The sequence below is a fragment of the Desulfobacteraceae bacterium genome (assembly GCA_022340425.1).
Lineage (GTDB): Bacteria > Desulfobacterota > Desulfobacteria > Desulfobacterales > JAABRJ01 > JAABRJ01.
In genome coordinates this window covers 20,843-34,520 of the sequence record JAJDNY010000074.1, presented here as the reverse complement: position 1 = coordinate 34,520, position 13,678 = coordinate 20,843, and the positions used below count along the sequence as shown (strand labels likewise).

Annotated in this window: 12 protein-coding genes; 7 read left to right on the top strand and 5 right to left on the bottom strand. The window is 66.7% G+C overall.

The window, feature by feature from the left end:
- The coding region (locus LJE63_07020) for an oxidoreductase (protein ID MCG6906361.1) at positions 1 to 145 on the top strand (145 nt) is incomplete at its 5' end.
- A gap of 191 nt (positions 146 to 336) precedes the next feature.
- On the opposite strand, the gene fdhF is transcribed toward LJE63_07020, so the two are convergent.
- The 3 genes from fdhF to thrS form a co-directional block, all read right to left on the bottom strand.
- Positions 337 to 3,105 carry a formate dehydrogenase subunit alpha gene (gene fdhF, locus LJE63_07015; protein ID MCG6906360.1) on the bottom strand — a complete coding sequence of 923 codons (2,769 nt, stop codon included), beginning with the start codon at positions 3,103 to 3,105 and terminating at the stop codon, positions 337 to 339.
- Between the two features lie 75 nt (positions 3,106 to 3,180).
- Entirely contained in the window at positions 3,181 to 3,621 is a 441-nt protein-coding gene (locus LJE63_07010; GenBank protein MCG6906359.1) for a VanZ family protein, read from the bottom strand.
- 66 nt (positions 3,622 to 3,687) lie between these two features.
- Entirely contained in the window at positions 3,688 to 5,622 is a 1,935-nt protein-coding gene (thrS, locus tag LJE63_07005) for a threonine--tRNA ligase (GenBank protein MCG6906358.1), read from the bottom strand.
- 202 nt (positions 5,623 to 5,824) lie between these two features.
- Between thrS and LJE63_07000 the strand changes: the two genes are divergently transcribed.
- Positions 5,825 to 7,027, top strand: a complete 1,203-nt coding sequence (locus LJE63_07000; GenBank protein ID MCG6906357.1) for an HRDC domain-containing protein — start codon at positions 5,825 to 5,827, stop codon at positions 7,025 to 7,027.
- Between the two features lie 64 nt (positions 7,028 to 7,091).
- A complete protein-coding gene (locus LJE63_06995; GenBank protein ID MCG6906356.1) occupies positions 7,092 to 7,694 on the top strand; it encodes an alpha/beta hydrolase in 603 nt (200 codons plus the stop codon).
- A 13-nt stretch (positions 7,695 to 7,707) separates the two neighbouring features.
- On the opposite strand, the gene LJE63_06990 is transcribed toward LJE63_06995, so the two are convergent.
- A complete protein-coding gene (locus tag LJE63_06990) occupies positions 7,708 to 7,944 on the bottom strand; it encodes a hypothetical protein (protein MCG6906355.1) in 237 nt (78 codons plus the stop codon).
- A 222-nt stretch (positions 7,945 to 8,166) separates the two neighbouring features.
- Between LJE63_06990 and LJE63_06985 the strand changes: the two genes are divergently transcribed.
- The 4 genes from LJE63_06985 to LJE63_06970 all read left to right on the top strand — a co-directional run bounded on the left by LJE63_06985 (position 8,167) and on the right by LJE63_06970 (position 11,802).
- Complete coding sequence (locus tag LJE63_06985; protein ID MCG6906354.1) at positions 8,167 to 8,688, top strand: hypothetical protein; 522 nt, start codon at positions 8,167 to 8,169, stop codon at positions 8,686 to 8,688.
- A gap of 14 nt (positions 8,689 to 8,702) precedes the next feature.
- Positions 8,703 to 9,938, top strand: a complete 1,236-nt coding sequence (locus tag LJE63_06980) for an MFS transporter (protein MCG6906353.1) — start codon at positions 8,703 to 8,705, stop codon at positions 9,936 to 9,938.
- Between the two features lie 83 nt (positions 9,939 to 10,021).
- Positions 10,022 to 11,086, top strand: a complete 1,065-nt coding sequence (locus tag LJE63_06975) for a phenyltransferase domain-containing protein (protein ID MCG6906352.1) — start codon at positions 10,022 to 10,024, stop codon at positions 11,084 to 11,086.
- Positions 11,083 to 11,802 (top strand): acyltransferase, encoded by a 720-nt coding sequence (locus LJE63_06970; protein ID MCG6906351.1) that lies wholly within the window; start codon positions 11,083 to 11,085, stop codon positions 11,800 to 11,802. Before LJE63_06975 ends, LJE63_06970 begins: the two co-directional genes overlap by 4 nt.
- On the opposite strand, the gene LJE63_06965 is transcribed toward LJE63_06970, so the two are convergent.
- Complete coding sequence (locus tag LJE63_06965; GenBank protein ID MCG6906350.1) at positions 11,789 to 13,675, bottom strand: GNAT family N-acetyltransferase; 1,887 nt, start codon at positions 13,673 to 13,675, stop codon at positions 11,789 to 11,791. The two genes, LJE63_06970 and LJE63_06965, sit on opposite strands and share 14 nt — an antisense overlap.
- Positions 13,676 to 13,678 lie beyond the last annotated feature (3 nt).

Genomic DNA, 13,678 nt, shown 5'->3' with positions numbered 1-13,678 from the left:
CGAGCACTTCGAGGCCGGCTACCACACGGTGCACCTGTGGACGTTGATCTGTCTGTCGCTGGGGATCCTGGGCCCCAACGAGCGCGAGTACCTCGGCGAGGACCTCAAGGAGGTCAACGTGTTTCACCCCGAATCGGCGGCCTAGCGGACACCCCGCGCCCAGCGCTTAGCGGGCGGGGAAATGCCGGACGCCAACCCACCCCGGCCGATGCGTCAACACGCAACGGCCGGGGTTTTTTTTGCCGGCAGGCGCGGCCGTCGGGGCGGACGGGGTCAAAAAAGCGCGGGCGGGGTCGATCGCCCCGCCCGCGCCGCTGATTTGTCGAACTGTGGCCGCTACGCGGCTTTGGAGAGCTTGACCGCGCAGACCTTGAACTCGGGAATCCCGGAGATGGGGTCCAGAGCCGCGTTGGTGAGCTTGTTGGCCGCGGCCTGGGCATAGTGGAAGGGGATAAAGATCGTTCCCGGCACCGCTTTATCCGAGATCTTGACCCGGGCCTCGATGCTGCCCCGGCGCGAGGCGATGGTGACCATGGCCCCCTCCTCCAACCCGTGGGCGCTGGCGTCCTGCCGGGCGATCTCAACGAAACTCTCCGGCGCCCGGTCCATGAGACCTTCGGATTTCATCGTCATGGTCCCGGTGTGGTAATGGTAGAGCACCCGCCCAGTGGTCAGGTAGAGGGGGTAGTCCGCGTCCACCGCCTCGGCCGGCGGGATGTAGGCAAGGCCGTGGAAAACCCCCTTGCCCGAGGAGAACTGGCCGATGTGCAGGATCGGGGTGCCCGGGTGCTCGGGGTTCGGGCACGGCCAGTGGAGGCCCTCCTGCTGGATGCGCGGGTAGCTGATGCCGGCGTAGGAGGGCGTCACGGAGGCGATTTCGGCCATGACGGCCTCGCTGCTCTCGTAGGCCATGGGGTAGCCCATGCGGCTGGCCAAATCACAGATGATCTCCCAGTCCTGGCGCGCCTGGCCGGGTGCCGCGACAGCCTTGCGCACCCGCTGAACGCGCCGCTCGGTGTTGGCGAAGGTGCCGTCCTTCTCGGCGAAGCAGGCCGCCGGCAGGACCACGTCGGCCAGGCGGGCGGTCTCGGTCAGGAAGATGTCCTGGACCACGAGAAAATTCAGGTGCTCGAAGCTCTTCTGGGCGTGGTTGAGGTCCGGATCCGAGACCAGCGGGTTTTCCCCGATGATGTAGAGAGCCTTCATTTCCCCGCTGTGAACCTTGGGGATCATTTCGGTGACCTTCAACCCGGGTTTGTCTGGCAGCGCGCTCACTCCCCAGGCGGCCGCCATGCGCGCCCGCGCCTGGGGGTCGGCGACTTTCTGGTAGCCGCTGTAGACGTCGGGCAGACCGCCCATGTCGCAGGCCCCCTGGACGTTGTTCTGACCCCGCAGGGGGTTGACCCCGCCGCCGGGGATGCCCACAAAGCCGCACAGCATGGCCAGGTTGGCCAGGGATTTGACGTTGTCGGTGCCGGTGGTGTGCTGGGTGATGCCCATGCAGTAGACGATGCTGCCGGCCTTGGCCCCGGCGTACATCCGGGCCGCATCGATCAGCTGTTTGGCCGGGATGCCGGTGATCTCCTCGACCCGCTCGGGGGTGTAGTCGGCGACGGCCTTCTTGAGCTCGTCGAAGCCTACCGTGCGGCTTTCGACGTACTCCCTGGCGTAGCGCTCCTCGTTGATGATGACATGCATCATGCCGTTTATCCAGGCGACGTCGGTGCCCAGGTTGGGCCGCAGCCACTGGTGGGCGAAGCTGGCGATCTTGACGCGGCGGGGGTCCACCACGATCAGTTTGGCGCCTTTGAAGGACACCGCGCGTTTGATGTAAGCCGAGATCACCGGGTGATTTTCGGTGGTATTGGACCCGGTGACCAGGATGAGATCGGCTTTTTCCATACAGCCGATGGTGTTTGTCATGGCGCCACTGCCGAAAGCTGCGGCCAGACCGGCCACGGTGGAGGAATGTCAGAGACGGGCGCAGTGGTCGATGTTGTTTGTTTGAAGCACCGCTCGGGTGAACTTGCTGGCCAGATAGTTCTCCTCGTTGGTGACCCGCGCGGAGGTCAGGACCCCGAGGCTGTCGGGGCCATGGTCGGTTTTGATCTTCCCCAGGCGGGCGGCCACCAGATCCAGCGCTTCATCCCAGGAGGCCTCGCGGAATTGGCCGTTTTCCTTGATCAGCGGGGTCTTGAGGCGTTCGGGTGAGTTGACGAAGTCGTAGCCGAAGCGGCCCTTGACGCACAGGCTGCCATAATTGGGGGCCGCACCCTCGACGCCGCTGACCTTGACCACGCGGTTGTCCTTGACGTGCAGGTTCAGCTGGCAGCCGACGCCGCAGTAGCTGCAGGTGGTGCGCACCGTCTCGGTCTCCCACTGGCGCACCCGGTAGCGCACATCCTTTTCCACCAGGGCGCCCACCGGGCAAACCTGGACGCACTCACCGCAGAAGACGCAATCGGAATCCCGCAGGGGCCGGTCGCCGGCCGCCACGATCTTGGTGAAGGCGCCTTTGTAGCCGAAATTGATGGCGTTGTTGACCTGAATCTCGTTGCAGGCCTGGACGCATCGGCCGCATTGGATGCAGCGGGCGAAATCCCGGACGATAAAGGGGTTGACGGTTTCCATGGGGTAGGGCGAGGGGTTGCGCGGGAAGGCCTGGCCGTCGACCTGGTAGCGGTAGGCCAGGTCCTGCAGGCGGCAGTCGCCCCACACCGGGCAGAGCTCGCCGCTCTGATCGTCCCGGTGAACGCCCATTTGGAAGCGCGTCCAGTCCTGACCGTCGGAGCCCCTCACGGCGCAGTTGTGGTTGCCGGAGGCCAGCATCATCTGCAGAATCAAGCGCCGGGCGGCGACCACCTGGGGGGACTCGGTCTGCACCTGCATGCCGTCGGTGGCCCGGGTGGCACAGGCCGGCAGCAGTTTGTCGGCCCCCGCGACTTCCACCACGCAGATCCGGCAGACCCCGGTGGGTGTCGCCCCTTTGAGGTGGCAGAGGGTCGGGATGTCGATGCTCTGGCGCTTGGCGACGTCCAAAATGGTTTCGCCGGGTTCGAAGCTGAACGCATTCCCATTGATCGTGATCGTGTTGGGTTCGCTCATGACAGCAACTTCTCCTTGAAGGGGGGGTAAAAAGCCGCGCAAAACGGCGCAAGCTGACTTCCGGGGCGATTTCCGTCACCTGGTTTCCTTATCGGAACGGCGGTCTTTTGTCAATCCGCGAATTGCGCCGGGCCGCGGCCGGCGGGTGAGCGCCAGGCGTCGGTGGAGCAGGGCGCCCACCAGGCTGCCCAGGAAATCCGCGGCCAGGTCGCCGGCCGCGGCGGTCCGGCCGGGGACGAAACTCTGGTGGAACTCGTCGCTGAGGCCGTAGAGGGTGGCCAGCCCGATGGCGAAGGCCACCGTCAGGCCCGAAAATCGGGGTGGCAGGGTGCGTTTCAGGGCGCGGTGGAAGAGGGCCCCCATCACCGCGTAAGCTAAACCGTGGACAAGTTTGTCCTGGTGGGCAAAGGCGTCCATGCCGGGCAGCGCGGGGCGCGCGGAGGCGCTGAAAATCAACAGGCAGTATGCCGCTGGGGGCAGCCAGGCGCTCAGCAGCTCTGGGATACGGGCTTTCAAGCGGGGGCCACGGGCTTCCCAAACGACCGGCTCCGCCGCCTCGCGGGCGGCGCGGCCGGTCGCCGGTCAGGGCTGCCGGGCGGGCGGCGGGCCGAAGATGTCCAGGTCCAGCCGGCGCTTGCGGATGTGGTCGCGGACTTTATCAAAAAAACTCTCCCGGGCCAGCCCCTGGTGTACCTGCCCGTCGAGGGTCCGCACGGCGAAGGTCCCGGCGGCCTTTTCCCTGGCGCCCACCGTCAGGATCAGGGGGACCCGGTTGAGCTGGGCTTCGCGGATCTTTTTGTTGAGGCTCTCGGTGCGATCGTCCACCTCGGTGCGGATGCCGGCTGCTTCCAGCTGCTGGCGCAGCTCCCGCGCATGGGCCGCCAGATCGTCGTTGATGGGCAGCAGGATCGCCTGCACCGGCGCCATCCAGAGGGGGAACTTGCCGGCGAAGTGTTCGATCAGGATGCCGAAAAAACGCTCGATGGAGCCGTAAATCACCCGGTGGATCATGATCGGCCGGTGCTTTTCGTTGTCGCTGGCCACGTACCAGAGGTCGAAGCGCTCGGGCAGCGCCATGTCCAGCTGGACCGTCCCGCACTGCCAGGTGCGCCCCAGGGCGTCTTTGATGTGGATGTCGATTTTGGGCCCGTAGAAGGCACCGTCGCCGGCATTGATCTTGTAGTCGCGGCCGTAGCGTTTGAGGGCCGACTCCAGCCCCTGGGTGGCCGTGGCCCACTGGGCGTCGGTGCCGATGGACTTCTCCGGCCGGGTGGAGAGCTCCAGGTGAAACCCGAGTCCGAAGGTGCTGTAGATGCGTTCCACCAGCCGCAGAACGCCCAGGATTTCATCCTGGATCTGCTCCGGGGTCATGAAAATGTGGGCGTCGTCCTGGTGGAAGGCGCGCACCCGGAAAAGCCCGGAGAGCACCCCGCTCAGTTCGTGGCGGTGCACCAGACCGACCTCCGCCGCCCGGATCGGGAAATCCTTGTAGGAGTGCGGGCGGTTCTTGTAGATCAGCATGCCGCCGGGGCAGTTCATCGGTTTGATGGCGTACTGTTCCTCGTCGACGACCGTGGTGTACATGTTCTCACGGTAGTTTTCCCAGTGGCCGCTGCGCTCCCACAACCCCCGGTTGAGCAGGATCGGCGTCTTGGTCTCCACGTAGCCGGCCGCCCGGTGCTCCTCACGCCAGTAGTCCAGCAGGCAGTTCCACAGCACCATGCCCTTGGCGTGGAAAAACGGCATGCCCGGCGCCTCCTCGTGGAAGCTGAAAAGCGCCATGGCCTCGCCGATTTTGCGGTGGTTGCGGTTCTTGGCCTCCTCGAGGAAGTTGAGATAGGCCGCAAGCTCTTTCTTGTCGAAAAAAGCCGTGCCGTAAATCCGCTGCAGCTGGGCGTTTTTCTGGTCGGCGCGCCAGTAGGCGCCGGAGACCTTCATGAGCTTGATGGCCTTGACAAAGCCGGTGTGGGGCAGGTGCGGCCCGCGGCAGAGGTCGGTGAAATCCCCCTGGCTGTAAAAGGAGATCTGCCCGTCTTCCAGGGCGTTGAGCATCTCCAGCTTGTAGGGTTCAGCGCGGTAGAAGGCAAGCGCCTCCTCTTTGGGCACGAGGCGGCGCTTGAAGGGCAGCTTGGCCTTGATGATCTTCTGGATTTCGGCCTCGATGGCTGGGAAATCCTCCTCGGAGACCGGCGCCATGTCAATGTCGTAGTAGAAGCCGTTTTCCACGGCGGGGCCGATGGTCAGCTTGGCGTCCGGGTAAAGGTGCAGGATCGCCTGGGCCATCACGTGGGCCGCCGAGTGGCGTAAAATCTCGACCGCCTCGGGGTCGCGGGTCGTGATCAGGCGCAGCCGGGTGTCACGGGTGATTTCGGTGTTCAGATCGACCACCCGGCCATCCAGTTCCATGGCGACGCAGTTGCGGGCAAGGCCTTCGGAGATCGTGCGGGCGACCTCAAGGCCCGTGGGGGGGGCCTCAAATTTCTTTAGGGTTCCGTCGGGAAGTGTGATATGTATCATAATGTCCCTTTCGGGGAGGGGGGCTCGCAGGCCCCCGTGATCCGCTTGGCCGCTGCCGGCCGGGCGCCTTTTACAGCCGCGGCCTCTTTCAATGGCCGCCGCAAAGCAGTCCGCAATCGGCAGTAAAGTTTGATATCATCAGTAAAAAAGAACCCTTACGGGAAATGCTCCCCCGGGTCAAGGAAAAAAAATTATATTTGACATGACCGTACCCGCCGCTTCTCTGCACCAAGCCCCGTCGGGGTTCACCCCGTCGGATGCCGCCGAGGCTGAATCTTTTCACCTGATCACCACTCCCGTGCAGCTGGCGGAACTGGCGCGCCGCCTGGAGGAAGCCCCGGCCCTGGCAGTGGACCTGGAAGCCGACTCGATGTTTCACTTCCGTGAGAAGGTCTGCCTGCTGCAGATCACCACCGGCACGGAAAATTTCGTGCTCGACCCGCTGGCCTTGCCGGATCTCGAGCCCCTCAAACGTTTTTTCGCCGACCCTCGCGTGCAAAAGGTTTTTCACGGGGCGGACTACGATGTCCGCTCCCTCCACCGGGATTTCGGGATTGAGCTCCAGTCGCTCTTCGATACCGAACTGGCCTGCCGCTTTTTGGGCCATCAGCAGTCGGGGCTGAACGCCGTGCTGCAGGCGCGCTTCGGCGTGGCCCTGGAAAAGAAATACCAGAAACGCGACTGGTCCCAGCGTCCGCTGCCGCCGGAGATGCTGGCCTACGCCGCGGCCGACGTCAGCCTGCTGCTGCCCCTGGCGGCGGCCCTGACCGCCGAGCTGAAGGCGGCCGGGCGTCTTTCCTGGGTCCAGGAGGAGTGCGACCTGCTCACCCGGGTGCGCGTTCCAGAGGACAACGCCCAGCCGCTGTTTCTGCGCTTCAAGGGGGCCGGGCGGTTGGACCGCGCGACCCTGGCCGTGCTGGAAGCGCTGCTGCAGCTGCGGCAGTCGCTGGCCGCCCAGAAGGACCGGCCGCCGTTCAAGGTGCTTTCCAACGCGGCGGTCATGAAACTGGCCCAGGCTCGGCCGCGCAGCCTGGAGGCCCTCAAAGCCACCGGCGCCCTGAGCCCCAAGCAGGTCAAGATGCTGGCGCGTCCGCTGCTCGCGACGGTGGCCGAGGCCGAGGCCCTGCCGCCCAACCGTCTGCCGCGCTACCCTCGCACGCGGGTGCCGGCGGTCGGCCCCGAGGTGGCCAACCGCGCCGAGGCCCTCAAACGCTGGCGGGAGAAGCGGGGCAGCGCCCTCGGCCTCTCACCGGGGCTGCTGTGCAATAACACCCTCATTACGGCGCTTGCGGCCCGCAACCCCCGCCGCCCGGCGGACCTCGACAGCCTGCCGGATTTGAAGAACTGGCAGAAGCAGGTTTTCGGGGATGAAATCCTCCAGGTTCTCAGGAAAATCTCCCCCTAGCGGCTGGCCCAGATTCTGACGGGGCCGGCCCCCGGCAGGTCTCGGCAGACCAGCGGAATGCAAAATGGCGCGTCCCATCCGGTTTCTTTGCGAAAATCTGTGGCTCCAGGGGGTCCTCGAGGAAAACGGCGCGGCGCGCGCGATGGTGATCACCCATCCCCACCCGCTCTACGGCGGGGACATGGACAACCCCGTGGTGATGGCCATCGCCGCGGCCTGCCGCAAAAAAGGGGTGAGCGCCCTGCGCTTCAACTTCAGGGGGGTGGGCGCCAGCCAGGGGGCATACAGCGACGGCCTCGGCGAGCAGCAGGATCTGCTGGCCGCGCTGGGCTACCTGCGCACGGCGGGCTTCGAGGCCCCCCTGGTCGCCGGGTATTCGTTCGGCAGCTGGGTGAACGCCCGCGCCGCGGTCGCGGCCGATGTGAATGCGGATCAGATCATGGTCTCGCCGCCGGTGGCCGTCATGGACTTCAGCGCCGTGCCGGCCCTGCCCGGGCTGCGGCTGGCGGTGACCGGGGCCAGCGACGAGATCGCGCCCGCCGAGGCGGTCGGTGCACTCGCCAAACGCCTCAACCCGGCGGCGCGGGTGGTGGTGATTCCCCGGGCCGATCATTTCTACGGCGGCGCACTGGCGCAGCTGGAGATGGCGCTGGCGGCGGCGCTCTGACGGCAGCGGGCGCTCAGCGGCCGCCGATTTCGCCCCGCAGCAGCATTTTGAGACCCGCCAGGGTTCCCTTCCAGACCGCATCCTCGCCGGCCATGACGGCCACGATTACGTTTTTTTCCACGCTGACCTCCAACACGATCTCCTCCTGCCCCACTTTGAAGACCGCCTCACCCCACCGTTCGGCGGGCAGACCGGTCACCTCCGCATCGTAATCGGTGCGCAGTTCCGCTGTCATTCGAATCTCGGACATGCTGCCGTCCTTTCCCCCCTCGGCTGAAGGGCGTGCGTTTGACGAGCCGCCGTATTCGGCGGGGTTTGATTCACGCTTATTCCCCGGCCCGCCGCCTGTCAATCGCAATCTGCGGCTGGCGCCCGAAGCCGGCCTGTGATATGCGGGGAAAGCTCAAGGGGTGCGGCGCCCGCGGCGTTGGGCGCGGGTAGCGAACTTGCGGGAAAAACGGGAATCACGTCCATGTCTGGTGCACACAATCCGCCGCTGCCGCCATGGGACGGCGCCGCGGCCTGGCAAGCCGTCGAGGACAGCCTGGCCCAGGCCGTCGGCCGCCATCGGCCGCGGTTGGCGGCGGCCGCTGCGTGTGCCGCCGAGATCCGCCTTCTGCTGGCGCAGGTGGCACCCGTGATGACGGCCCTGGGCAGCCTGAGCTGCAGCCGCTGCCTGTCGTCCTGCTGCGAGCGCGCGCGGGTCTGGTTCGATTTTCGTGACCTGCTCTACCTGCACCTCAGCGGGCAGCCCCGACCGCCGGCCCAGCTGCGCCGGCGCCTGCACGACCCCTGCCGCTATCTGGGCGCGGCCGGCTGCCGCCTGTCGCGTCCGCTGCGGCCGTGGGTGTGCATCTGGTACCTGTGCCCGCAGCAGACGGCCCTGCTTGGCCGGGACGGCCGCCAGGCGCTCGGGCGGCTCCGCCGACAGCTGGGGGCCGTCGCGCAATTGCGCCGGGAAATGGAAAACGCGTTTATCCGCGCCAGCACCTGAAGGAAACCGCCGCCGTGGAGAGTACCGTATCACGCAGCCAGCGCTTGCGCGTTTTTATTCCCTTCGCCCTGGGTTATTTTCTCTCCTACCTCTACCGGGTCGTCAACGCCGTCATCGCCCCCGACCTGGTGGCCGACCTGGGGATCGGCTCGGCCGGGCTGGGGCTGCTGACGGCGGTCTATTTTCTGACCTTCGCCGCCTTCCAGCTGCCCCTGGGGGTGCTGCTGGACCGCTTCGGGCCGCGGCGGGTGGAGGCCGTGCTGCTGGTTCTGGCCGGCAGCGGGGCCCTGCTCTTCGCTCGCGCCGAGACCACCGCCGGGCTGGTGCTCGGGCGGGCCTTGATCGGCCTGGGCGTTTCGGCCTGCCTGATGGCGGCCTTCACCGCCTTCGTTTTCTGGTTTCCACGCCAGCGCCTGCCGGGCATCAACGGGCTCCAGCTGGCCGCCGGCGGCCTGGGAGCGGTGACGGCCACGGCGCCGGTGCAGTTCGCGCTGCAGGTGACCGACTGGCGGGGCGTTTTTCTGATGCTGGGGGTGGTGACCCTGGCCGCCGCCGCTGGCGTCTATCTGGTGGTGCCCGAAGGGCGCCCGCCCGACCGCGGCGCCGGGCTGCGGTCCCAGCTGCGGGGCATCGTGACGGTCTTCACCAGTCCGGTCTTCTGGCGCGTTGCCCCCTGGTGCACCTTTTCGCAGGCGACGTTTCTCTCCATTCAAGGCTTGTGGGCGGGCCCCTGGCTGCGGGACGTGGCCGGGCTGCCGAGACTGGCCGTGGCCCAGGTGCTGTTCTGGGTGGCGCTGGCGATGGTGGCCGGCTTCATCGTCATGGGGCGCTTCACCCAGTGGCTGGCCCAGCGGGGCGTCCCGGTGCGCAGCGTGGCCGCCGCGGGGATGGGAATCTTCATGGCGGTCCAGATTCTGGTGATCCTGGAGGCGCCGCTGCCGCCGCTGCTTCTCTGGGCCGCTTTCGGGCTCTTCGGCACGAGCGGGATCCTCTGTTACGCCGACCTGACCCAGCAGTTTCCCGACACTCTCGCCGGGCGGGTCAACACCGGACTCAACCTGCTGGTGTTCGTTGCGGCCTTTGCCGCCCAGTGGGGGATCGGCGCCGTGATCACCCTGTGGCTGCCCGGCCCCGCCGGCGGCTACGCCCCCGAAGGCTATCAGGCCGGCTTCGGGGCGATGCTGGGACTGCAGTTCCTCGCGCTGGCCTGGTTCGGCTGGGCGGGTCGGCGCCGCCCAAAACCGGTTTGAAATTTTCGCGGGCTGCCGGCGGCGGGCTTTTTACCGCCACCGGCGGCAGACGATTCTCGCCCTAAACGCTGATGCTCATGGAAATGCCCGTATCCCCCCTCAAAGAGCGCCCGGCGGTCTCGGTAGCCGTCCTTGCCGGGCTGATCGCGGCCGCCCAGAAACCCAGCGGCGAAATCCCCTGGAGCCCGGGCGACAAGACTGACCCCTGGGACCACATCGAGGCCGCCATGGGCCTGCAACTGGGTGGCTATCTGGCCGAAGCCCGTCAGGCCTTCCGCTGGCTGGCGCGCACGCAGCTTCCCGACGGCAGCTGGTACCAGTCCTACCGGGACGGGCAACCCGCCCAGAAGGGGCGCGAGGCCCACCACGCCGCCTACATCGCCGTGGGGCTTTACCATTACTACTTGGTGACCGGGGACCCCGGATTGCTGCATCAGATGTGGCCCACCCTCTGCGGTGGGATCGACTTCGCCCTGGGCTTGCAGGCCCAGGGCGGCGAAGTTCACTGGGCCGTCAGCCCCGCCGGCAAGGTCGACCGCATGGCGCTTTTGACCGGCTGCAGCTCGATTTTCATGAGCCTCAAGTGCGCCCTGGCAGTGGCGCGCCTTCTGGGTCGCCCCCGGCCGGGCTGGCAGGCGGCCCTGGAGCGCCTGGGGGAGGCCATCCGCCAGCGCCCCCACCACTTCAACATGGCCAAATCGCGTTTTTCGATGGACTGGTTTTACCCGGTGCTGGCCGGGGCGGTCACCGGGGCGGCCGCCGAGAGCCGCATCCGGCGCTCCTGGAAAAAATTCATCGTCCAGGGCCAGGGGGTACGCTGCGTTTCGGACCAGCCCTGGGTCACCATCGCCGAGACCTGCGAATTGGTGCTGGCCCTGGCGGCCATCGGCCGGCGCGACCTGGCCGGGATGATTTTCGGCTGGATCAGCGGCAAGCGCTATCCCGACGGGGCCTTCTGGTGCGGGTTCACCTTCCCGGAAATGGTGGTCTGGCCATCGGAAAAGGTCACCTGGACCCAGGCGGTGGCCCTGCTGGCGGCCGATGCGCTCTTCGATTTGACCCCCGCCGGGCGCCTGTTCGACCATCGCCTCTGGGCGGCGGGCGGGGCCCCCGGGGGGCTGGATCGGGGTCCGGGGAGGCGAGCTTGAGAAAAGACCATCGACCCTACGCCGTTAAAAAGGGTTACCTGCGCTTCCAGAAGCTTTACGCCCGCCACTTCCTGAAACCCCAGTTCGACCGCGTGGGCAGCGGCGCCTTTTTCATCAAGCCGTGGCACGTGGAGGTTTTCGGCGGCCCCGTGACCCTGGGGGATAACGTCACGATCATCGCCACCGCCGACCGTAAGGTGCGGCTGTCGGTCTGGTCGGACCGGCCCGGGCGCGGCGCCATCCGGGTGGGGGATTGCAGCTTGCTCTGCCCGGGGGTCAGGATCAGCTCGGCGGCCGCGGTCAGCATCGGTTCCAGCTGCATGCTGGCCAGCGGGGTCTACATCACCGACGGGGATTGGCACGGCATCTACGACCGCGTCTCGATGGGACGCGCGCAGCCGGTCAGCCTGGCGCAAAACGTCTGGGTGGGCGATAGCGCCATCATCTGCAAGGGGGTCGCCATCGGCGCCAACAGCATCGTCGGTGCCGGTTCGGTGGTGGTCGGCGACATCCCGGCCAATGCCATCGCCGCCGGCAATCCCGCCCGGGTGGTCAAGCTCCTGGATCCCGCCGCGGCGCTGATCACGCGCGCCGACTGGTACGCCGATCCGGCGCGCCTGGCGCGGGATTTTGAACTCCTGGACCGCGCCAACCTGGCCCGCAACACCTTCGGCCACTGGCTGCGGACCCTGCTGCTACCGCTCAGGGGCGATTGAGGGCGCCGCCGTCGTCCGTGCGCCCGAAGGGCATCCACAGGGAGTAGATCCCGTCCTCCAAACTGGCCTTGACCGGCAGCCCCCCCTTTTCGAAGACCTTGAGCATATTGCGGTTGGAGGAGAGCACGTCGGCGTGAAAGCCCTGGATCCCCCGCTGGCGGGCCAGGCGGATCAGCATGCGGTAAAGGAAGGTGCCGATGCCCATGCCCTGGTAGGCTTCATCGACCACAAAGGCCACGTCGGCCTTGGCGCCCTGAAGGTCGCGGACGAAGCGGGCCTCGGCGATGATGCGGCCCTCGCCGGACTCCCCGGCCAGCCCCACGATGGACAGCGTGTCACTGTAGTCCACGTTGACATAGGCCTGCATCCGAGCGTGCGGCATGGTCTTGATGGGGGTGAAATAGCGGTAGTAGACCGCTTTGTCGGAGAAACGATAAAACAGGCGGCGCATGGCCTCCTCGTCCGAGGGGCGGATGGCGCGAAAGCGGATCTGAACGCCGTTTTTGAAGGTATGGGTGGTCTCGATCTCCGAAGGGTAGAGATGGGCGCTCTGGGGCAGGAAGATCTGGTCGGGATAGAGGATGTGAGCGGCCTTGGCCTGGGCCACGAGGTTGGCGCGGTCGTCGGGGTGGGCGATGTCGATCAGGGCCTGGGCGCGCTCGCGCACAGTGCGGCCGGTGAGGTGCGCCACCCCGTATTCGGTGACCAGCATGGAAACCGATTCCGGCAGCCCGAACTGGTTGGGCAGGGCCGCCACCGAGACCCTGATGTTGGGGCTGCCCTTGAGGTTGCGGCTGGGCAGGGCGAAGATCGTGCGTCCGCCGGTCGATAGGTCCGCACCGTTGGCGAAGTTGATGGCCTCGGCGGGCCCGGCGATGTTACCCTTGCCGAAGTGCAGCGCGATGCGGCCCGAGAGGTCCACCCGCCGCGCCGGCAGGATGGCCATAAAGCGCGGGTTGTTGCCGATCTGGAGGGGGTCGAAGACCTTTTCGATGCTCTGGAACTCCACCAGCGGGTTGCGGTCCAGCCAGGCCAGCAGCTCCGGGGTGCCGAAGGCGTAGGAAACCAGCGACTTGCCGCGGAAGACCTCCTTCTGGCGGTTGGTGACCGCGCCGCTTTTGACTAGATCCATCAGGGCGTCGGTAAAAAAGGAGGAGTGGATCCCCAGGTGGCGTTTGCCGGTGAGGTGGCGGGCCAGGGCATCGTAGAGCATGCCGATGGAGAAGGCCAGACAGCTGCCGTTTTCGATCACCGAGGCGATGTTGGCCCCCAGGCGGTCGTAAACGTCGTCCACCGGCCAGCGCTGGAAATAGATGGGCGGTTCGGTGGCAGCCACCAGCAGATCGAAATCCGCCACCGGCACAAAGGTGTCCCCCATGGTGACCGGGATGGCGGGGTTGATTTCGCCGACCACCAGGGAGGCCTGTTCCATGGCCTGGCGGGCGACGTCCACCGCCACCCCCAGGCTGCAGTAGCCGGCCTCGTTGGGCGGCGTCACCTGCACGAAGGCGACATCGATGGAAAGCCAGCCGGAGGCGATCAGCTGGGGAATGCGGCAGAAGCGGCTGGGGATCAGGTCCACCTGCCCGGCGGTAATGGCCTCGCTGGCGATCCAGCCCGAAAAAAAGGTCTTCAGACGATAGTTCTGGGAGCGCTGCTGCTGCAGTGAGACGGCCTCCCCCAGGCTGACGAGCTGGATCAATTCCAGGTCCTGGAGGTTGCGGGCCTCCGAGGTGGTGAGGTGCTTGACCAGGGTGCGCGGCTCGGCCACGCCGGTGCCCAGGAAGATGCTCATCCCGGGTTCGATGCGCTCCAGGACCGCCTCGGGCGGAACGATCCGACTGCGCCACTGGTTTTCCGACGGGCCGTTCATGGG

Bases quoted from the DNA above. Each gene is read 5' to 3' on its own strand.
- LJE63_06975 (MCG6906352.1), top strand. From the start codon at position 10,022: ATGCCCGTATCCCCCCTCAAAGAGCGCCCGGCGGTCTCGGTAGCCGTC.
- LJE63_06995 (MCG6906356.1), top strand. From the start codon at position 7,092: ATGGCGCGTCCCATCCGGTTTCTTTGCGAAAATCTGTGGCTCCAGGGG.
- LJE63_06965 (MCG6906350.1), bottom strand. From the start codon at position 13,675: ATGAACGGCCCGTCGGAAAACCAGTGGCGCAGTCGGATCGTTCCGCCC.
- thrS (MCG6906358.1), bottom strand. From the start codon at position 5,622: ATGATACATATCACACTTCCCGACGGAACCCTAAAGAAATTTGAGGCC.
- LJE63_06985 (MCG6906354.1), top strand. From the start codon at position 8,167: ATGTCTGGTGCACACAATCCGCCGCTGCCGCCATGGGACGGCGCCGCG.
- LJE63_07000 (MCG6906357.1), top strand. From the start codon at position 5,825: ATGACCGTACCCGCCGCTTCTCTGCACCAAGCCCCGTCGGGGTTCACC.
- LJE63_06990 (MCG6906355.1), bottom strand. From the start codon at position 7,944: ATGTCCGAGATTCGAATGACAGCGGAACTGCGCACCGATTACGATGCG.